Source organism: Bacillus sp. TH13 (genome assembly GCF_016651175.1).
GTDB classification, from domain to species: domain Bacteria; phylum Bacillota; class Bacilli; order Bacillales; family Bacillaceae_G; genus Bacillus_A; species Bacillus_A thuringiensis_S.
This window is the reverse complement of record NZ_JAEKEJ010000024.1, coordinates 79,034-97,852: the sequence shown is the minus strand read 5'-3', so window position 1 is coordinate 97,852 and position 18,819 is coordinate 79,034. Positions and strand designations below refer to the sequence as shown.

Genomic DNA, 18,819 nt, shown 5'->3' with positions numbered 1-18,819 from the left:
TAATATAATTATAAATTACTATTGTTGCTACTTCTTCCATTCATATTCTAACATACTCATTTCCCATAAATTCCAATACGTTTCTCCTACTCTTTTTGACTCTCTTAATAAGCCTTCTTTTACAAACCCTATTTTTTCGTAACATGAAATGGCCGATGTATTAAAATCATACACACCAAGAGTTACTCTATGTAGTTTTAATTTGTCAAAAGCAATATGAAGTACTGCTTTCATCATATGTTTTCCTATAGAACGTCCTCTCATCTTCGTATTACCAACTAATACTTTTCCAATTCTAGCGGACTTGTTAATATTATCTATTTGCCCAAGCGAAATATGACCAATAACGTCTGAAGTCTCTTCATCTACCACTTTGAAAGCGAATGTATTTGCACTTTCTATATACTTCTCTAATTGCTGTTCGTCTAAAGGAAATGTGAAGGCATTACCTGACCATTGTATTAGAAATTCTTCGGAATTAATCCAATTTATTAATTGTTTAAAATCAGATTTTTTAAAGGTTTCTAGTTTAATCACTTCCTTGCTCCTTTCGTACATCATGCTTTATAACCTCAAACTTATTTCTATATAAAGAATATATTCTCCTTTTATATGAAATTAAAATAAAGCCATTCATGTGAATGGCTTTACAAAAAAGCAGCATAATTATGCTTTGTTTGCTACATCAATACCATTAAAATCAAAGTCAGCAGTAACCGTTGTAACAGGTGGGAAAATTGCTTCAATTTTGCAAATGGAAATAATTACTCCAACCGATCCAGGAATAGCTGCAAGCTTAACTACATCACAACTTACAGACGAAACAGTACCTACATAAGTACGTCCCTCTGTGTTAATTTGAACTGTTCGATTAATTAATTTCTTAAGTTCATCTCTAATTCCTTGTACACAAGAATTATCACATTTCTCATGCTGTTCTTTTTACACTCTTCGAATACTTCCCAACAATCATCTTGTTTACATGTACACTTCTTTTTACAATTATTAAATCGAGAACCCAATACCTCACCCCCTAATCCTTTCTATTAGTAAAGTATGTCCACTAGCTTAAAAGGGTACGAGGCAAACACATAAAAAGAAAAAACAAGCAATTGTACCAAACTTTCTTTTCATTATTCATTATAAAAACAGACCTCTCCTAATTAAAAGCTTGTTTAATGAGCGGCCGTGAATTTAGTCCTACTCCATTTAATGTTTAGACACCGCTTTCTAAAACAAATCTTTTTTCTTTTAAATAAGACGCTCCTTAAAAACGCACTAGATTTTCCCATTAACTCACATATACATAGACTTTATTTGTGGATTTTTCCTTTGTTATTGTGAAATATACATTCAAAAAAGCGTACTCGAAAATAAGATATTATTTGTAATCAGAACGCTTTCTTCAACAAATGTTTATTAAAAAATACCATAACTAGTAGTAGTTCCCTCCACTATCTCTTAAAAATTAGCATAGTTTGTATGAACTCTATATCGAGTAGAAAACACTCTATCATATAAAGATAAAATAGTAGGTTAATAAACAAGCCATTTTTTATTAAAACATAGAATAATATGAACACTATTGAAAGGAGGTAGAAATGAATGTCCTGGAAAAATGATTGCTGGAGTTCTCAGAAAAAGCATTGTTGTGATGATTGGTGGAAATCTAAAGAAAAGTGTCATTGTGATGATGATTGGAGTTCTCAGAAAAAACATTGTAATGATGATTGGTGGAAATCTAAAGAAAAGTGTCATCGTGATGATGATTGGAGTTCTAAACGAAATAAGTGTCGTTGTAAATGTTTCTTTATTTGTTGCCATTGCAAAAGAAAAAATTGTTAATATTTTTAATGTCAACTTAAAGGAAAGAATATGTCTTTTGGAACCGATAAATACTAGAATGTATTATACAAAAAGCTGACTGAATATAGTCAGCTTTTTGTCAATGAACACGTAAAGATTTCAACAGACATATATATTTACTGATTAAGTGGGGTATTAAGAAAAAGAAGTTAACTCTTATAAATCGATTTTTAATTACTTCACATACGTATAAAGCTTTAGATGCTCTCATTAATTCAGACGAATTTACCAGCATTTTCACCAAAAAATTCATGGAATCTTTAATTAGTCGAGTACTTTCATTATCTTCAGGAGCCCCACAGACAATCGGGGTTTCTTTTATTTAAATAAAGATTTTGTTTAAATTTTACAAAACTCACCTATATCAAAATATCTTCTAAAATCCCTATTGAACATTTATAATACTTTTAAACGGTTTAAATTCTACGATCAGTAATGGAGGCATTTTAATGGGAAACATCCCAAAAGTATCATCACACCAATCAAATCCTAATATACCCTCACAGCAAGTGAATCCTAATACCCAACAAGGTAGTATAAAAAAAACAAGACGCCGTATTATAACTACTTTGGCTTTTATATTACCTATAATTTTTGTCCTTCAATATTCTCTGAATAATCAACAAGAAATGATTAAAGAAAAACAGATCACACTTAATACGGAGCAACAAAAATTATCTTCTATAAAGAAGGATAGTCATTCCCTTAAAAATGATGTTAAGGCTTTAACAAGTAGTGAAGAAGAAATTTTAAAATTCGCAAGGAAACTGTATGGATTTTCTAAACAAAATGAAACTATATTTCAAATAACTGAATAAAATTACACGGCATTACCTAAAAGGCGATTTGAAGATAATCGCCTTTTTATATTTAATTTCTAAAGGAATCATACTAATCTCTCTTTCTATCATATAACTACTTTGTTTAATTGGTTAAAATACAACCGCTTGTCCGTTTCACTTTGCTCTATCATTACATTTACTATTAGTAATACGATTTTTAGAGGTGATAAATAATGGACGAGTTTTTATCTTTTGCTGCACTTAATCCGGGTTCTATTGGACCTACACTTCCACCTGTTCAACCTTTTCAATTCCCTACCGGTCCCACCGGTTCTACAGGAGCTACTGGATTAACCGGATCAACTGGACCGACTGGGCCAACCGGATCGACCGGATCGACCGGATCAACCGGATCAACTGGACCAACTGGACCAACTGGACCAACTGGACCAACTGGACCAACTGGACCAACTGGATCAACTGGATCAACTGGATCAACCGGACCAACTGGACCAACTGGATTTAATCTTCCTGCTGGACCTGCATCTATTACCTTGACTTCTAACGAAACCACAGCATGTGTATCCACTCAAGGAAATAATACTTTATTTTTTTCGGGTCAAGTATTAGTAAACGGTAGTCCTACTCCAGGGGTAGTGGTCAGTTTTTCATTTAGTAACCCATCTCTTGCTTTCATGGTTCCTCTTGCTGTCATTACCAATGCCTCAGGTAACTTTACCGCTGTATTTCTAGCCGCTAATGGGCCTGGAACAGTAACCGTTACTGCTTCACTTCTTGATTCTCCTGGAACAATGGCTAGCGTCATTATTACCATTGTAAATTGTCCGTAATAATTTTATTTTTAAGAACTAAGCAATTTCTAATAAAAAGAGCACTGATTTATAGTGCTTTTTTTATCATTTGGATTTGCCTTTCAAATTAAATTTCGTAACAACCTATTAAAATAACGCTTTTATTGAATTTCATCCTTAACAAAATTTAATTACTCCAATGAATAAACATGCCACAGTATCGTATTTTAATAAAAACTATAAAACAGACATACTTAACACTAATAGTAGAATTTTTCTTCTTCATCAACTTCACTCCTTCTCTTTTTATAAACATAAAAAAGGAGCTCTATTTATATAGAGCTCCTTTCTAACTTTATAATTTACTAGACTGTAACCCCTGAATAAACGGAACTACTTCAGGATTTACAAGCGATGATAAATCACCTAATTCTTTTCCTAAGTAAGCTGCTTTAATAACACGGCGCATTACTTTAGAATTACGTGTTTTCGGTAAATCTTCTACAACGTGGATGTCTTTAGGACACAACGCTTTTCCAATATGAGAGTTTACTAAACTCATTAATTCTTTCTTTAATTCTCCTGTGAATGTTACATGATCTCTTAATACTACAAAACAATGACAAACTTCACCTTTTACTTCGTCAGGTACACCAATTGCAGCAGCTTCGATTACATCATTATGTTTCACAAGAATAGATTCATATTCAGCAGGTCCAATACGTTTACCTGCAATATTTAACGTATCGTCTGAACGCCCTGTGATGATATATTGTTCACCATCATAAATGACCCAGTCACCGTGGACCCATTTATTTTCAAAACGCGACCAATATGTGTTTACGTAACGTTCATCATCTTCCCAGAAGCTTTTCGTCATACCTACCCAAGGTTTCTCTAAGCATAATTCTCCGACTTCATCTCGAATTGGTTTACCTTGATCATCCAGTACGACAGCTGCCATTCCTGGTAAAGATGCGTTAAAACTAATCGGTGCGATTGGCTTAATAAGAACATTACCGAAAATCCCACCAGAGATTTCAGTTCCACCTGAGTAGTTACAGATTGGGACATTTCCTTTTCCAACTGTTTCAAACAGCCACATCCATGGATCAGGATTCCAAGGTTCTCCTGTTGATGCGAATACTTCCAAACTCTTTAAAGAATGTTTATTGACATACTCATCACCTTTTGCCATTAATGCTCGTATTAACGTTGGTGAAATACCTAGATGAGTAATTTCATATTTATCAACTGTCTCCCATAACCGGTCTGCTTCTGGGAAGTCTGGAACACCTTCGTACATAACCATCGTTGCTCCATTAATGAGTGAACCGAATAATAGAAATGGCCCCATCATCCAGCCCATATCAGTTACCCATAATACACGATCACCTTGTTTAATATTCATTCCGAATCCTGCATCAAAAGCTGCTTTCAAAGGAAATCCTGCATGCGTGTGTACTGTTCCTTTCGGCTTACCAGTCGTTCCTGATGTATAAATGAGCATTAATGGATCATCACTTTGCATTTCTTCGGCATGTATAAATGGTTTTTCTTTTTCTAGCGTACTCCAGGAAAAGTCATAGTTATGTGGTGTAAAATCATTTCCTGCATGACGAACGATTACCACTTTTTCAACAGTTGGGCAATGTTCACAAGCTTTATCTACTTCATCTTTTAAAGAAACAATTTTTCCGCGGCGTGAAAATCCATCTGCGGTAATAATCATTTTTGAACCTGCCGCTTGCACACGTGTCATAACTGCATCAGACGCAAAGCCTGAGAATATTGGTGAAATAATTGCTCCGATTTTCATTATAGCTAGCATCGCAACAACTGTTTCTGGAATCATCGGCATATAAATTGTTACACGGTCACCTTTCTCAATACCCGCGTGTTTCAAACCACTGGCAACACGGCTTACCCAGTTATCAAGCTCTTCATATGTAAATGATTTTGAAGTTCCATTTTCTCCTTCGTACTGAAGTGCTGGCTGTATTCTTGTCTCTTCATCCGCAAGCCAGCGGGATAAAGCTGATTCTACAACGTTACATGTTCCGCCATTATACCACTGTGCAAACGGTGTACCATTTTCTAAATCTAACACTTCTGTATAAGGTTTCATCCATTGATAGCCAACTGCTTCTTCTGCCTCTCCCCAAAACCATGCTGTTTCCTCAATAGATTTATTATAAAAAGTTTCATAGTCTTCATATCCCAATGATTTCATCCAACTATATAAACGTGTTTTTTCCTTGTACTCTTCTGTTGGAAACCAAACTGCTTGTTTCAATGTTTTCCCCTCCTTAACTTTTTGAGCAAGAAAGCCCTAAATAGGGCTTTTAAACTGGATATACAGGATGTTTACGATCCGTGAATACTTGATATTTACTCATATACATTTCGAAACGTCCTTTTAACTCTTCACGTAAATTGTTTGGATGAACAATACCATCAATCACCATCTCTGATGCTAAATGATAAATATCAATATCTTTCTTATACTCTTCACGTTTTTCAGCAATGAAGCTAGCACGCTCTTCTTCTGGTAAAGCTGCAATTTTATTTGCATATACAGCATTGACCGCAGCTTCTGGACCCATTACCGCAATAGAGGCTGTCGGTAATGCCAGGCAGCAATCTGGTTCAAATGCTGGACCTGCCATCGCATATAAACCAGCGCCATATGCTTTACGAACAACGATAGAAATCTTCGGTACAGTTGCTTCACTCATTGCAGAAATCATTTTTGCACCGTGGCGAATAATACCAGCACGCTCTACTTTTGTACCAATCATAAATCCTGGTACGTCCGCAAGGAATAATAATGGAATATGATATGCATCGCATAAATTAATAAACTTAGCAGCTTTATCAGCTGAATCGTGGAATAATACGCCGCCCTTCATACGCGGCTGATTTGCAATAATACCAACTGGCTTACCATCAATACGTGCTAAGCCTGTAATTAGCTCTTGAGCAAATAATTTTTTCACTTCATAGAATGAACCTTCATCAATAACTCTATTAATGAGATCTTTCATATTGAAAGGAGCATTTTGATTTTCTGGAATGATTTGTTCTAACGTTTTATCGAATTGTTTCGGTTCTTGAGGTGTAACCAATGGAGTCTTTTCTAAGTAGTTGTTTGGAAAATATGAAATGTATTGTCTTGCTTGCGTAATCGCATCTTCTTCTGTCTTACATAAAACATCTCCGCATCCTGATACAGAGCAATGCATACGAGCTCCGCCCATTTCTTCTAAAGTTACCTTCTCACCGATAACCATCTCAGCCATACGAGGAGATCCTAAATACATAGATGCGTTTCCTTCTACCATCATTACAACGTCACAAAAGGCTGGAATATACGCACCACCAGCTGCAGAAGGTCCAAATAATAAGCATACTTGAGGAACTTTACCTGATAATTTCACTTGATTATAGAAGATTCTTCCTGCACCGCGGCGCCCTGGGAACATTTCTACTTGATCTGTAATACGCGCTCCGGCAGAGTCGACTAAATAAAATAACGGAACACGTAATTTTTCAGCTGTTTCTTGAATACGTAAAATCTTTTCAACTGTGCGTGATCCCCATGATCCTGCTTTTACAGTAGAATCATTGGCCATTACACACGCAGTACGACCATGTATTTTACCCGTTGCCGTTACAACGCCGTCCGCAGGTAAGCCTGTTTGTTCACAGTTAGCAAATAATGCATCTTCTACATATTCGCCATTATCAAATAGAAGCGCTAAACGATCTCGAACAAATAATTTTCCTTTTGCTTTATTTTGTTCATGATATTTCGGTGCCCCGCCTTGTTTAATCGTTTCAACTCGTTCTTCAAATGTATTCGATTGTTGTTTTTGATCTAACATATTTACTCCCCCTTATACGTTGGTGTGCGTTTTTCCTTGAATGCTTGTAATCCTTCTAATCTATCTTTCGTATGGATTACACCCTCATACGCTTGTTTTTCCATTTGTAATCCGGTATGTAAATCAACTTGAATACCGTTTGAAATCGCTTCTTTTGCTAATCGAACAGCAATAGGGCCATTACTAGCAATTCTTTCTGCTATTTCAATCGCTTTTTCTTCAAGTAACTGAGATGGTACAACAAATTCTACTAGACCATATTCTTTTGCTTCTTGCGCCGAAATACGTCTTCCTGTATAAATTAATTCTTTCGCTCTACCAACACCAATTAATCTTGGCAAACGCTGCGTACCACCTGCTCCTGGTATTATTGCAAGAGTCGTTTCAGTAAGACCAAGACTTGCAGATTCAGCCGCAATTCTAAAATCACAAGCTAAACTTAATTCTGTACCACCACCAAGGGCGATTCCATTTATAGCCGCGATAACTGGCTGTGGTAATTGTTCAACCATTTCCATAGTAGTGCGAATCATACTAACAGCATGGCGAACTTGTTCTTCATTCATATCGGCACGCTCTTTTAAATCTGCACCAGCACAAAATGCTTTTTCACCAGCACCAGTCAAAATAACTACACGCGCGTTTGAATCTTCACTTATTTGAGTTAATATAGTTTGTAATTCATCTAATAATGCCAAAGATAATGAGTTTGCTTGTCTTGCACGATTTAACGAAATCTTTACTACGTGAGGTGTTACGTAATCAACGGAAATGTTTTGTAATTGTAGCATCTACTCACCTACTTATCGTTTTATGTTGAAGCGCTCTATACACATGACTCGGTAATTGGATATTTAACTTACTTTGAATAAATTGACTAGCTCTCAATAACTTTTCTTCGTCTATATTCGTTTGGACTCCTAATTTATGGAGCATATGTACTAGGTCATCAGTAGCAACATTACCTGATGCTCCTGGTGCATAAGGGCAGCCCCCGAGTCCACCACAAGAACTATCAAATGTTGTAATACCGTATTCTAATGATTTAACTACATTCGCTAGAGCCATTCCATACGTATTATGAAAATGCATTGCAAACTGCGAAGCATCATACTTCTTTAATAGGTGTTCTAATACTTGTTCTACTTGTAATGGATTCGCTACACCGATTGTATCCCCAAGAGAAACTTCATAAATGCCGTATGAAAATAGTTGATTACATAATTCGTCAACTGCTGCGAGACTTATATCCCCTTCATAAGGACATCCAAATACAGTAGAAACATAGCCTCTTACCTTTTTCCCTTCGAATAATGCCTGTTTTGTTATATCTTCGATTACAACTAATGCTTCTTTAATCGATTTATTAATATTACTTTTATTATGAGATTCACTTGCTGATAAAAAAACATTCACCTCATCTACATTTTGCAAAAAAGCTCGTTCCAAACCATTTTGATTCGGAACAAGCGCAGCATATGTAACATTTGGATCCCTTTTCAGCTCAGAAAACACATCATTTGCATCCGCTAATGCTGGGACCCATTTTGGGTGAACGAATGAGGAAACTTCAACATACGACAATCCTGCTTCTGTAAGTAGTTGAATCCATTTTACTTTATCTTTTGTGCCAACAATCTTTTTTTCATTTTGTAAACCATCACGTGGTCCTACTTCTTTAATGACAGCAAAATTAGGTAGTTTCAATTCGCTTCCCCCTATATCTCCCTATTCAATTTCTAATAATACATCTCCTTCATTTACAAAATCGCCTTCTTGCACATTAATTTTCATAACTGTGCCGGCTTCTTCTGAAATGATTGGAATTTCCATTTTCATAGATTCTAAAATGACGACATCCTGCTCTTCCTCTACTGTATCTCCTACTCCTACAACAATCTTCCAAACGTTTCCTGCCATCGATGCGTATACTTTCGTCATCATTTTTCCCCCTTAATATTGTTAAATATTATTTTTTAACGAGTTGTTTTGTTACAAAACCCGTTGTATAAATACCCTCTTTGAACACTTCGTCTTCCAAAACTTGCAGTAGCATTGGTGTGTTCGTTTTAATACCTTCTACTTTTAATTCTTCTAGAGCATCATGTAATTTCGAAATTGCTTCTTCACGAGTCTCGCCATGTGCAATAACTTTCGCAATCATCGGATCATAGAAAGGTGTAATCGTTACATGATTTTCTAAGAAGTGATCGATCCGTACATTTGACGGTAATGTTAAATCTGTAATTTTCCCAGGTGACGGGAAGAATGTTTTCGGATCCTCTGCATAAATACGAGCTTCAATGGCATGACCACTACGTTTTACATCATCCTGAGTAAATGATAGTTTCCCTCCACTTGCGATAAGGAGTTGCTGTTCTACAAGGTCTAATCCCGTAATTTCTTCTGTCACTGGATGCTCTACTTGTAATCTCGTATTCATCTCTAAGAAATAGAAGTTCTTCTGATCATCTACAAGAAACTCAACTGTACCTGCATTTGTATAGCCAAGTGCTTTGGCAGCTTGTACAGCAACTTCTCCCATCGCTTTTCGTGTACCTTCATCTAAAAATGGTGAAGGTGCTTCTTCGATTACTTTTTGATTTCGGCGCTGCACCGAACATTCACGCTCCCATAAATACACTGTGTTACCATGTGTATCTGCTAATAGCTGAATTTCAATATGATGCGCGTCTGCTATATATCGCTCTAAATACATTTCTCCGTTACCGAAGAAGTTTTGCGCTCTTGTTTTATTACTTTCAAATGCTTTGGTGAGCGTTTGCTCAGTTTCCATCAACTGCATACCAATGCCTCCGCCGCCTGCGGATGCCTTAAGCATTAATGGATAACCAATTTGTTTTGCAATTTCAATTGCTTCTTCAGCAGTTTCAATATTTGTAGTAATACCTGGGACTACTGGGACATCTGCTGCTTGCATTGCGATACGTGATTCGATTTTACTTCCCATCTTCGTAATGATTTCTTCTGAAGGACCGATAAATACAATTCCTTCTTCTTTGCAACGAACCGGAAAAGACGGATTCTCTGATAATAAACCATAACCCGGATGAATTGCTTCTGCATTTGTCTTCTTAGCTATTTCAATAATTTTTTCAAGGTTTAAATAACTCTCTTGAACACGCGGTCCACCTACTAAGTAAGCTTCATTTGCCATTTTCACATGCAGGGCATTTTCATCTGCTTCAGAATAAATAGCAACAGTGCGAATGCCAAGTTTTTGACAAGTTTTCATAATACGAACAGCGATTTCTCCGCGATTCGCAATTAATATTTTTTGAAACATAGTGATTCCTCCCTTTTATCTACATCCTAAATGTCTAGCAATTACGAGACGTTGAATTTCAGAAGTTCCTTCACCAATTTCTAATAGTTTCGCATCACGAATATGTCGTTCAACTTCATATTCACGCATATAGCCATATCCACCATGAATCTGTACTGCTTGATTCGCAATACGGCTTGCCGCTTCCGATGCAAATAGTTTTGCCATTGCCGCTTCTTTGCCGAAAGGTTTATCGTTATCTTTTAACCAAGCTGCTTTATGTACTAAATTACGAGCTAACTCTACTTCAGTCGCCATATCAGCTAATTTAAATTGAATCGCTTGGAAATTAGAAATTGACTTTCCAAATTGTTGACGTTCTTTCGCATATTGCAATGCACGTTCAAAAGCTGATTGCGCAATACCAACTGCCAATGCTGCGATTGAAATACGTCCTCCATCAAGTGTATATAAAAATTGTTTAAAACCTTTATTTACATCACCAAGAATATTTTCTTTCGGTACACGTACACCATCAAGTACGATTTCACATGTATTAGAAGCACGAACACCCATCTTATCGTAAGGACTTGAGATTGTTAATCCTTCACTAGTAGTAGGTACGATAAATGCTGAAATGCGTTTTCTACCATTCTCTTCAATACCATTGACAGCGGTTACAATAATGGTATTTGCATACTCTGCGTTTGTAATCCAACACTTCTCACCACTGATTACATACTCATCGCCATCTAATACCGCTTTCGTTTGAGTACCACCTGCATCTGATCCAGCATTCGGCTCCGTTAATCCGAAGGCACCTAATGTTTTACCTGACGCCATTGGGACTAAATACTTTTGTTTTTGTTCTTCTGTACCGAAATAATAAATTGGAGAAGCACCTAATGAAATTGTTGCAGCATAGCTTAAACCAGTGCCACCACAAGCACGACCAATTTCTTCAACTGCTAATGCGTACGATACCGTATCGCCACCTGAACCTCCATACTCTTCTGGGAATGGGATGCCTAGTAATCCTAGTTCGCCCATTTTTTGAAATGTTTCATATGGAAACTCTGCAGTTTTGTCATAATATACAGCTTTCGGTGCGATTTCCTTTTCAGCAAAGTCACGTACCATTTCTTTAATCATTTGTTTTTCGCGAGTTAGAGTAAATTCCATTCCGCTACACACCCCTTATCGAATATTGAGTTTCGACAGCGTGCGAGTTTCTACTACAAACATAACAACTTAAAAGACAAGAATATTAGTTAGACAATTGTTATAATTCTGTCATAACTTAATTTTAAAACAGATTCTGTACTAATGCACAAAAAAATTCCTACATTGTTCTACAACAACATAGGAGGTTTTGTGTCGAATTATGTAATTTATTGTTTAATAATCTCTACCTTTTCCAGAATCAGAAATTTCTACTAATGCTTCTGGGTATGGTTCGAAATATGTTTGTCTTAATAAATACTTTTCATCAAATCGAATGGCCCATGATTTTAAAATTGTGAGTAAACTACTAAGTGGTATTTTCTTTTCCGAATACTTTTGCAACAATTCTATAAAATGATCTTTTTCTTGTTTTTTTAGCTTTGTTTTAAAATATCCAAAAATGTGCTCACATACATTTACATTCGATGTATAGCGAGGTGTGCGCATAAATAATTCATATAAAGTCTTCTCATAGTTTTCAAATACCACTTCAATCTTTTCATTTTTGTGATTTGCAATTATACGCCCTAATTCCTTTTGTTTCACCTGATTATATGCCATAAATAAATATTTATTGTCCGACTGAAACGATACAAGGTCTTTCATATTTTTATTATGTTTAATCATTTTGTAATATGCGATTGTAAATAGCCTTGTAAAGAAATGCTCTCTAATAATAAAATTCGACAATCTGCCTTCCTCTTCAATAGGAAGATGCGAAAATTTTTTTACTACTGCTCCGCCAAATAAGCCCGATCCTTTTCCTTTTGCTGGCGCTTTTTCAAAACCAGAATAAATTTTCACATCACGCGTACCGCAACTTGGTGAACGATTCTTTAAAATAAAACCATCCGCATCCGATATCGTTTGTAAAAAGTCATTTGAAAACTGCTCCATTTTTTCAGTTACATCTTCTCGTGTCGACGGTTGTACAAGTCTATTCTCACCATTTTCTTCTACAATTCGTATCGTTTCACGAGGGGTCCCCAATCCAATCTCGACTTCTGGACAAACAGGTATAAATGTAACAAATGGCTGCAAATTTCGTATTGTTACATCTGGAATCATCTCTCCATTATATCGACAGGCATCAAATTCTAAACATTTACTTACAACGATTGTTGGTTTTGCAAATTGTCGCATTTCATTACCTCCGTGGCGTTAATCCGTACAATATAAATTGAATCGTATTTTCAATTTCCATTTCATCATCCCACTTTTCTTCAGGCAATAATAAAAATCTTGTTACGAGTAATCCTAATACAGCTGATAAAGTAAGACGTAGTACGGAAGATGACGGTATCTCAATAATTTCCCCTTCTTCTTGAAATTTCACAATCAATTTTTTGAAATGTGAAAACAGTTCTGTTTCTATTAATTGTTGTATTTCATTTTTCAGTTCTGGTTGAAATGGTACTTCTTGAATTAATATTTTTATCATAGGGAAGTGTTTTTGAGCAAATTTAAATCTATTATGAATTACAACCCTTAAAAGTCCTTCGTACGATTCATACTCCGATTTAAATATTTCTTTTGCAAAGGTTTGTACGAAAAATGGTGCAGCGAACTTAGTTAAAGTTGGCATTACGACCGCTAGTAATAAATCTTTTTTCGTCTTATAGTAGCGGAAGATTGTTCCTTCCGCTACACCAGCCCGTTTTGCAATTTCACTTGTTGAAGTTGAAGCGTATCCTTTTTCTCCAAACATATCAACAGCCGCCTCTAATATTCGCATTTGACGTTCATTTCGTTTATCCGTATTAGTTGCAGCTATTAATTCCTCCAGCCAATCCTTCTGCATTTATAAAGCTCCTTTTTGTCATTATTATATTTTGCGATGTTTCTTTAAAGCAAATACATTTCCTACTGCAAATAATATTGAAAAAAGTAATAATACAGTAAGTTTTATGTTTTATCTTATAATAAATAGTAGTTTATTATAAGTGCTTAATTATTAACTTTTTTCCAAGTGATATATCAGCGATATTTTATGTTTATTCCGTATAAGTGTTAGCAAGTTCGTTTGCAAACTTGTTAGCACTTTTTTATTGGAACTCTGGGACAACACACACTCTTGCATAAACTCCATTCTTCATTGCAAACTGTTCTAACGTTTTTTGTCTATATTCCGTTAATGTAAAAAAATGAACAATTGGCACCTTACCATTATACTTCTCCTTATAATAAATAGTAAATTCACCATACCTATTCATTTTCTCACTGTTTACGTTCATCATTTGAGTGCGATCTATTTCAACAGCATTTAAGACCCCTTCTTCATCTCGGAATTTCACATCTGGAATAATTGTCTTCTTTTTATCATCTATTTTATATCGTATAGGTGTCTCTATCTGCCAGTCATCCGGACAAAACAGGTAGAGCCACGCTTCATTTCTCATAAGGCTGTGTGCTAATCGAATTGTTGGTACTATTTTTTCTGTATCATCGAATAGCGCACGCCCTTTTTTATTTAAGTAATATACATATTCTTTTTTGTACACCGTACTGTTAACAAATACGCTTAAATCCTTTAATATACGGTTTGCATTTCTTATGCCACCTAAATCATGTATAGCCATTAAATGCCTACGTGTAGCAAATTTCAGCCTTCTAATCGAGGTCAGAATCGTCATCTGACGATTCAATTTGATGTGTGTTTGTATGTTCATGTTTCTCCACCTCATATTGTTTTAGTACATTCCACATCGTTTCATTAGAAATATAAGGTACTTGAATTTCTGTTAATCTATCCGTTTTAAACAAAGCGCGTCCAGGTATACTTTTAATCGATTCCAATCCACATTCATCTATAACTACTTGAGAAGCTGTTTGTGTCGATAATCTAAATCCAAGCTTCGCATCTGAATTTTGCTTAACTTGTCGTGGTAATGTATCTCCAGTCGGATATTGTGTACAAAAAATCAACCTGAATCCAAGCGCCCCGCCAATCCTCGCTATATAAGAAAGCATTCTCTGACAAGCAATTAATAACTTTTGCTGCTCTTTACTCATACTTTTATCCGGGCAAAGTTCAGCACCTTCATCAACTATGACAAAATGTCGTTCTTTTATATTTGTTTCCACAACGTTTGTATAGTGCTTTTCCTTCATAAAGCACATTTTTTCTTCCATCTTTTCAAGAATTGTATTTAATACTTGAAATGCTTGAATCGGCTTTTCTGCTATAGATTCAACTTGCTTTAAATTTTGATATGGCCCGAATTCTAATCCGCCTTTTAAATCAACAATGTATAAATGCGTATGGTCTGATTGTGCTGTAATAAGAGATGTCATTACATTCTTTAAAAATACAGTTTTCCCCATACGTGTTAAACCACCTAAAGTCATGTGTGGAGTTTTATCAAAATCATGATAAATTAATTCTTCTAAGCTTTGCCCTATAGGTACAAGCCATTTTCCTTGTTCGACTAATGTTTCGGACCATCTCCACTTATTAGGTATGTCTTTATGAAATACTCGAATGCTTAATTTATAATTATCATAATGGATTCGAACAGGTTTGTTTAATCCTTCGCTCACAACGTCCTCAACCTTTTGAATAATTTTGCTGGGCATACCTACAGGTAAAGTATAAATATATGTTGTGCTGCGATCATCATCAATTTGTTTTTGAAACGTAGGATAATGCAACTTATCGTCCCTTTTAATAGCGATCCCACTCACCTCAAAAAAGACTTGGATTTTCTTTTTATCATCATCTTTTCGTTTGAACTTATCACTTACTAATCCATAAGTTAATGCTACTGCGGGAATCAATAGTAACTCCAACATAAACATTTCCCCCTTAAATATCCTATAAAGATATCATTGCACTCTTTTGGAATATAACGAGACAAGCATTTCCTTATATCCTTCTTATTGTCCTGACCTTCCATGTTGTATTCCTTCATAGAAACACCATTAGCACATAACGTAGAAGGTATAAAAACGAGCCTGTAAGCGTTGTATACAAAGTAATACGTGGAAGCCAATGTGGAACGTTCTTCCCCATTTTCTCTGCTACATTCATCGTAATTACTGACAAACCTGTTGCCGTCCAAATAATTACTGCTTCTCCTGCAAGAGTCATGATTATTCCTCCTCTTCCTTTTCGCGAAATACAATGCCTTTTCCCGTAAGGACGACATCATAACAATCCATTAGGATTTCCCAATTTAAAACATCTTCTTCCTCACCGTATAGATCCTCTTCAATAACCTGGGATAAACTGAAATATCTTTTATACTCCTTGTTATTAAACACTTCATGATTTTTCATGTGATTCATAATTGATTCTGTTTCTGATCTGGATCTTGATTCATTGTACATAGACCGTAATTCTTTTGAAGGATGTAAATATGGAGTTGTATTCAAGTGGTTATACTGCCAACGCATGTAATCCTCTCCCCTCTTGATGTCCTTAGTTCCACTTGGTATTCCTCGTGGTCTTGATATAGGTATATGAACTAGAAAGAAGGATTTTGCCTGTCCAAGCGAAAAAATAAAAGAAAGACCTAGTACTTTTTTGTAAGGAGGATAAAAATATTATGCGAAGTCGTTTAAAAGAAATTTTAGATAGCAAAGGTTTCAAGTATAGCTTTATTGCAAAGAAAGCATCAATTTCAAATTCAACTATGACAAACTTAATTAAAGGAGCTACGCCTACACTGCCTGTTGCATATCGTATTTCCAAAGTGCTCGAATTACATATAGAGGACATTTGGTTTGAAGAAGATTAAAAAACATGCACGTATAGTGATAAAAAATAACCCTTCTAAAATGTTACATTAATTGGTATGATTTACTTAATTTTAGGAGGGATTAACATGAAGAAACCTTTTTATAAAAAATGGTGGTTTTGGGTAATTACCGTGATTATTGTTACCGCTGGAATTGGAGGGAATAATAGTGATACTAAGAAAGAAACCACACAAGTAAGTACTGTTGAATCTAAACCTAAACAAGAATCGGAACAACGAAGTTCGGAGGAAAAAGAAGATAAGAAAAAATCTTTAGCTGAAGAAAAAGAACGTTTAAAGAAAGAAAAAGAAGAAAAAAAGAAAACAGAAGCATTAGAAAAGAACACTAAAAAGAAAAAAGATGAAAATACAGGATTAACAGTAGATACATACACAAAACGAGTAAATGATGCATTAGAGGAAATGGGAGAGAAAACAAAATTAAAGGTTTCCTCAACAAATATCTTAGAAGATGGAAAAACCTCTATTAATCTATCTCCAGACATCATAATTTTCTTGGAAACCGATAAAAATAAAAACATAAAAAAAGCGTCATTAGCGATGACTCCAAATGTTTATTTTACTGAAATAGAAGATTTTAAATTTGCTTTCTTATTATTAATAGGAACAATGGACGATTCCTTAAGTTTTGGTGACCGTAATCTAATTAAACAAAAACTTGGTATTAATGACGAAAAAGTATTTAGTAAGGACCATTTAAAATCATTTAAGAATAACGGAATACGATATACATATAAAGGAAGTATCAAAGATAATTTCATCTTACAAGCAGAATATTAAAAAATAAAAAAGTAGGTGTACAACTACTCTATGAAAATAATTCGCTCTATTTTCAATGTCTATCGCATATTCGGGAAAATTTTAAGGCCTATACTGCGTTCATTATCTAAAAGTAAATTTTAATAACATAAAAAAGGGCCATCAAATGATGGCCCTTTTTGTTTACAAAATTATTCTTTTGTATAGTAATACTTTAATCCTTTAGCATCTAACCATGCTGTCGCTTTATCTAAATCGCTGCCTTGACGATAATCCGACTCAAAATAAACAAGCCCTTGACGATCTCCACGAGAAACAATTTTTGAAGTGTATCCAAGCTTATCCATCATTTGAATCATTTCAGGAACTAAATTTACACCAAATTCATAAGTAACCACCTTATTATGTTTGTTCACGATAATCTCCACTCCTTCTTCTTTATACGATTTATTTGTAAACCAATCTAACGACTTGTTTCCAATTAATTCATTCAAATCACACTTTCCAATACCAGGTACATTTCCTGTTTCAGTGTACTGCCAGATATCACATGGATAAGCTGGTCTATTCCCGCCATAACGAGGAATCCATACAAAGTCAGATTTTACATTTGCCATTCCGAATGGTGCATACATATGATGACCAACATATAAACCAACTTTCTTAGCACCTAATCTACGTAATTCATCGATAAAAGCCTGTGTACCTGCTCGCATATCATCCATTGTTTTCACTTCTACATCAGCCACCCAGACTGTCGAATTCTTATCTCCGCGATTCCAGAAATCTCGAGCTTCTACACGTGCGTCATTCTCAGAAACGAAACGACAGAATGCATAGTTGCCAAAAGGAATGCCATGTTGTTTCATGGATTGTACATATCCCTTATATAATGGATCTGCATAATTTGAACCATCTTGTACACGAGCGATGATGAAATCAATGTATTGTTTTGCCACAGGCCAATTAATATCACCATTCCATTTTGAAATATCTACAGTGTAACCCATTATTGAACATCTCCTTTTTTCTCTTCTTGTTTTTGTTTGCCACCTAAAATTTCAACTGCATTTGTTAATGGTTGTGGAAGTGGGATACCCATTCGTCCAGCGTTTTCTAAAAGTGAAAGCAATTCATTACCCATGAAGAAGAAGATTGTCGCTTCACGAATTGCATTGTTACTCCCAAGTACTGTATCGAGCTGGGCGGCCGCACCGACCAAAATAAAAAGCACCACCTTTTTGGCGATGCCTTTGAAACCAACTTTACTTTTTAACTCTCCGTTATAACCTGCTGCAATCATGCCAGTTAAATAATCAATAACTGCCATCGTCACTAAGACTTTCAATGTCGCATCCCATCCTCCCAAGAAATACCCACAGAAGCCACCAAACGTAGCTATAAATGTTTTCAATAATACATCAATACGATCCATATTTCCCT

At 35.4% G+C, this 18,819-nt stretch carries 22 protein-coding genes and 2 pseudogenes; 5 read left to right on the top strand and 19 right to left on the bottom strand.

What is annotated here, in order from left to right; all coding sequences use genetic code 11:
* Positions 1-27: 27 nt before the first annotated feature.
* Positions 28-561 carry a GNAT family N-acetyltransferase gene (locus JFU02_RS08355; protein ID WP_030025674.1) on the bottom strand — a complete coding sequence of 178 codons (534 nt, stop codon included), beginning with the start codon at positions 559-561 and terminating at the stop codon, positions 28-30.
* A 105-nt stretch (positions 562-666) separates the two neighbouring features.
* Positions 667-1,022: pseudogene (locus JFU02_RS08350) on the bottom strand (hypothetical protein).
* Positions 1,023-1,618: 596 nt separating this feature from the next.
* On the opposite strand from JFU02_RS08350, the gene JFU02_RS08345 reads away from it, so the two are divergent.
* The 3 genes and pseudogenes from JFU02_RS08345 to JFU02_RS32605 form a co-directional block, all read left to right on the top strand.
* On the top strand, positions 1,619-1,924 hold the full coding sequence (locus tag JFU02_RS08345; RefSeq protein WP_098013508.1) for a hypothetical protein: 306 nt from the start codon (positions 1,619-1,621) through the stop codon (positions 1,922-1,924).
* A gap of 391 nt (positions 1,925-2,315) precedes the next feature.
* On the top strand, positions 2,316-2,684 hold the full coding sequence (locus JFU02_RS08340; protein ID WP_086406179.1) for an FtsB family cell division protein: 369 nt from the start codon (positions 2,316-2,318) through the stop codon (positions 2,682-2,684).
* Positions 2,685-2,881: 197 nt separating this feature from the next.
* A pseudogene (locus JFU02_RS32605) lies at positions 2,882-2,938 on the top strand (exosporium leader peptide-containing protein); the annotation flags it as partial.
* Positions 2,939-2,955: 17 nt separating this feature from the next.
* Here the strand turns inward: JFU02_RS32605 and JFU02_RS32455 are convergent.
* The 15 genes from JFU02_RS32455 to JFU02_RS08270 form a co-directional block, all read right to left on the bottom strand.
* Positions 2,956-3,222, bottom strand: coding sequence for a hypothetical protein (locus JFU02_RS32455; RefSeq protein WP_276571049.1), 267 nt, complete (start codon positions 3,220-3,222; stop codon positions 2,956-2,958).
* A 45-nt stretch (positions 3,223-3,267) separates the two neighbouring features.
* Positions 3,268-3,483: a hypothetical protein gene (locus tag JFU02_RS32100; protein ID WP_000236251.1), complete on the bottom strand. Its 216-nt coding sequence runs from the start codon at positions 3,481-3,483 to the stop codon at positions 3,268-3,270.
* Between the two features lie 332 nt (positions 3,484-3,815).
* Entirely contained in the window at positions 3,816-5,756 is a 1,941-nt protein-coding gene (locus JFU02_RS08330) for an AMP-binding protein (RefSeq protein WP_097960232.1), read from the bottom strand.
* Between the two features lie 49 nt (positions 5,757-5,805).
* Positions 5,806-7,347: an acyl-CoA carboxylase subunit beta gene (locus tag JFU02_RS08325; RefSeq protein WP_000886755.1), complete on the bottom strand. Its 1,542-nt coding sequence runs from the start codon at positions 7,345-7,347 to the stop codon at positions 5,806-5,808.
* A gap of 2 nt (positions 7,348-7,349) precedes the next feature.
* On the bottom strand, positions 7,350-8,138 hold the full coding sequence (locus tag JFU02_RS08320; protein ID WP_000939792.1) for an enoyl-CoA hydratase: 789 nt from the start codon (positions 8,136-8,138) through the stop codon (positions 7,350-7,352).
* 4 nt (positions 8,139-8,142) lie between these two features.
* Complete coding sequence (gene mvaB / locus JFU02_RS08315) at positions 8,143-9,054, bottom strand: hydroxymethylglutaryl-CoA lyase (protein ID WP_000775429.1); 912 nt, start codon at positions 9,052-9,054, stop codon at positions 8,143-8,145.
* A 21-nt stretch (positions 9,055-9,075) separates the two neighbouring features.
* Positions 9,076-9,291, bottom strand: coding sequence for an acetyl-CoA carboxylase biotin carboxyl carrier protein subunit (locus JFU02_RS08310; protein ID WP_001987345.1), 216 nt, complete (start codon positions 9,289-9,291; stop codon positions 9,076-9,078).
* A 25-nt stretch (positions 9,292-9,316) separates the two neighbouring features.
* A complete protein-coding gene (locus JFU02_RS08305) occupies positions 9,317-10,654 on the bottom strand; it encodes an acetyl-CoA carboxylase biotin carboxylase subunit (RefSeq protein ID WP_000486745.1) in 1,338 nt (445 codons plus the stop codon).
* Between the two features lie 15 nt (positions 10,655-10,669).
* Positions 10,670-11,815 (bottom strand): acyl-CoA dehydrogenase, encoded by a 1,146-nt coding sequence (locus tag JFU02_RS08300; protein WP_000397279.1) that lies wholly within the window; start codon positions 11,813-11,815, stop codon positions 10,670-10,672.
* A gap of 216 nt (positions 11,816-12,031) precedes the next feature.
* Positions 12,032-13,000, bottom strand: a complete 969-nt coding sequence (locus JFU02_RS08295) for a YbgA family protein (RefSeq protein ID WP_001248643.1) — start codon at positions 12,998-13,000, stop codon at positions 12,032-12,034.
* Positions 13,001-13,004: 4 nt separating this feature from the next.
* A complete protein-coding gene (locus JFU02_RS08290; protein WP_001168189.1) occupies positions 13,005-13,658 on the bottom strand; it encodes a TetR/AcrR family transcriptional regulator in 654 nt (217 codons plus the stop codon).
* 244 nt (positions 13,659-13,902) lie between these two features.
* The gene (locus JFU02_RS08285) at positions 13,903-14,526 is read right to left on the bottom strand and encodes a replication-relaxation family protein (protein ID WP_201070753.1); all 624 of its coding nucleotides are present in this window, start codon (positions 14,524-14,526) and stop codon (positions 13,903-13,905) included.
* A complete protein-coding gene (locus JFU02_RS08280; protein ID WP_201070737.1) occupies positions 14,468-15,649 on the bottom strand; it encodes an FtsK/SpoIIIE domain-containing protein in 1,182 nt (393 codons plus the stop codon). The genes JFU02_RS08285 and JFU02_RS08280 overlap by 59 nt, the downstream gene beginning before the upstream one ends.
* 115 nt (positions 15,650-15,764) lie before the next feature.
* Positions 15,765-15,947 carry a hypothetical protein gene (locus JFU02_RS08275; protein WP_201070734.1) on the bottom strand — a complete coding sequence of 61 codons (183 nt, stop codon included), beginning with the start codon at positions 15,945-15,947 and terminating at the stop codon, positions 15,765-15,767.
* Between the two features lie 2 nt (positions 15,948-15,949).
* Positions 15,950-16,252: a hypothetical protein gene (locus JFU02_RS08270; RefSeq protein WP_201070731.1), complete on the bottom strand. Its 303-nt coding sequence runs from the start codon at positions 16,250-16,252 to the stop codon at positions 15,950-15,952.
* Positions 16,253-16,404: 152 nt separating this feature from the next.
* Here JFU02_RS08270 and JFU02_RS08265 point away from each other — a divergent pair, with 152 nt between their 5' ends.
* Both JFU02_RS08265 and JFU02_RS08260 read left to right on the top strand, forming a co-directional pair.
* Positions 16,405-16,596 carry a helix-turn-helix transcriptional regulator gene (locus tag JFU02_RS08265; protein ID WP_001257714.1) on the top strand — a complete coding sequence of 64 codons (192 nt, stop codon included), beginning with the start codon at positions 16,405-16,407 and terminating at the stop codon, positions 16,594-16,596.
* A gap of 87 nt (positions 16,597-16,683) precedes the next feature.
* Positions 16,684-17,397 carry a hypothetical protein gene (locus JFU02_RS08260; RefSeq protein ID WP_201070727.1) on the top strand — a complete coding sequence of 238 codons (714 nt, stop codon included), beginning with the start codon at positions 16,684-16,686 and terminating at the stop codon, positions 17,395-17,397.
* Between the two features lie 170 nt (positions 17,398-17,567).
* Here JFU02_RS08260 and JFU02_RS08255 read toward each other — a convergent pair whose 3' ends face one another.
* Positions 17,568-18,386 (bottom strand): GH25 family lysozyme, encoded by an 819-nt coding sequence (locus tag JFU02_RS08255; RefSeq protein WP_201070724.1) that lies wholly within the window; start codon positions 18,384-18,386, stop codon positions 17,568-17,570.
* Positions 18,386-18,811 (bottom strand): phage holin family protein, encoded by a 426-nt coding sequence (locus JFU02_RS08250; protein ID WP_000373895.1) that lies wholly within the window; start codon positions 18,809-18,811, stop codon positions 18,386-18,388. The genes JFU02_RS08255 and JFU02_RS08250 overlap by 1 nt, the downstream gene beginning before the upstream one ends.
* Positions 18,812-18,819: the final 8 nt, after the last annotated feature.

What these genes read in the sequence shown, in the direction of transcription:
- JFU02_RS08260 (WP_201070727.1), top strand. Translation starts at nt 16,684, where the DNA reads ATGAAGAAACCTTTTTATAAAAAATGGTGGTTTTGGGTAATTACCGTG.
- JFU02_RS08270 (WP_201070731.1), bottom strand. Translation starts at nt 16,252, where the DNA reads ATGCGTTGGCAGTATAACCACTTGAATACAACTCCATATTTACATCCT.
- JFU02_RS08295 (WP_001248643.1), bottom strand. Translation starts at nt 13,000, where the DNA reads ATGCGACAATTTGCAAAACCAACAATCGTTGTAAGTAAATGTTTAGAA.
- JFU02_RS08325 (WP_000886755.1), bottom strand. Translation starts at nt 7,347, where the DNA reads ATGTTAGATCAAAAACAACAATCGAATACATTTGAAGAACGAGTTGAA.
- JFU02_RS08280 (WP_201070737.1), bottom strand. Translation starts at nt 15,649, where the DNA reads ATGTTGGAGTTACTATTGATTCCCGCAGTAGCATTAACTTATGGATTA.
- JFU02_RS32100 (WP_000236251.1), bottom strand. Translation starts at nt 3,483, where the DNA reads ATGGTAATAATGACGCTAGCCATTGTTCCAGGAGAATCAAGAAGTGAA.
- JFU02_RS08265 (WP_001257714.1), top strand. Translation starts at nt 16,405, where the DNA reads ATGCGAAGTCGTTTAAAAGAAATTTTAGATAGCAAAGGTTTCAAGTAT.
- JFU02_RS08340 (WP_086406179.1), top strand. Translation starts at nt 2,316, where the DNA reads ATGGGAAACATCCCAAAAGTATCATCACACCAATCAAATCCTAATATA.
- JFU02_RS08290 (WP_001168189.1), bottom strand. Translation starts at nt 13,658, where the DNA reads ATGCAGAAGGATTGGCTGGAGGAATTAATAGCTGCAACTAATACGGAT.
- JFU02_RS08355 (WP_030025674.1), bottom strand. Translation starts at nt 561, where the DNA reads ATGATGTACGAAAGGAGCAAGGAAGTGATTAAACTAGAAACCTTTAAA.
- JFU02_RS08300 (WP_000397279.1), bottom strand. Translation starts at nt 11,815, where the DNA reads ATGGAATTTACTCTAACTCGCGAAAAACAAATGATTAAAGAAATGGTA.
- JFU02_RS08250 (WP_000373895.1), bottom strand. Translation starts at nt 18,811, where the DNA reads ATGGATCGTATTGATGTATTATTGAAAACATTTATAGCTACGTTTGGT.
- JFU02_RS08255 (WP_201070724.1), bottom strand. Translation starts at nt 18,386, where the DNA reads ATGGGTTACACTGTAGATATTTCAAAATGGAATGGTGATATTAATTGG.
- JFU02_RS08285 (WP_201070753.1), bottom strand. Translation starts at nt 14,526, where the DNA reads ATGAACATACAAACACACATCAAATTGAATCGTCAGATGACGATTCTG.
- JFU02_RS08345 (WP_098013508.1), top strand. Translation starts at nt 1,619, where the DNA reads ATGATTGCTGGAGTTCTCAGAAAAAGCATTGTTGTGATGATTGGTGGA.
- JFU02_RS08310 (WP_001987345.1), bottom strand. Translation starts at nt 9,291, where the DNA reads ATGATGACGAAAGTATACGCATCGATGGCAGGAAACGTTTGGAAGATT.
- JFU02_RS08275 (WP_201070734.1), bottom strand. Translation starts at nt 15,947, where the DNA reads ATGACTCTTGCAGGAGAAGCAGTAATTATTTGGACGGCAACAGGTTTG.
- JFU02_RS08305 (WP_000486745.1), bottom strand. Translation starts at nt 10,654, where the DNA reads ATGTTTCAAAAAATATTAATTGCGAATCGCGGAGAAATCGCTGTTCGT.
- JFU02_RS08320 (WP_000939792.1), bottom strand. Translation starts at nt 8,138, where the DNA reads ATGCTACAATTACAAAACATTTCCGTTGATTACGTAACACCTCACGTA.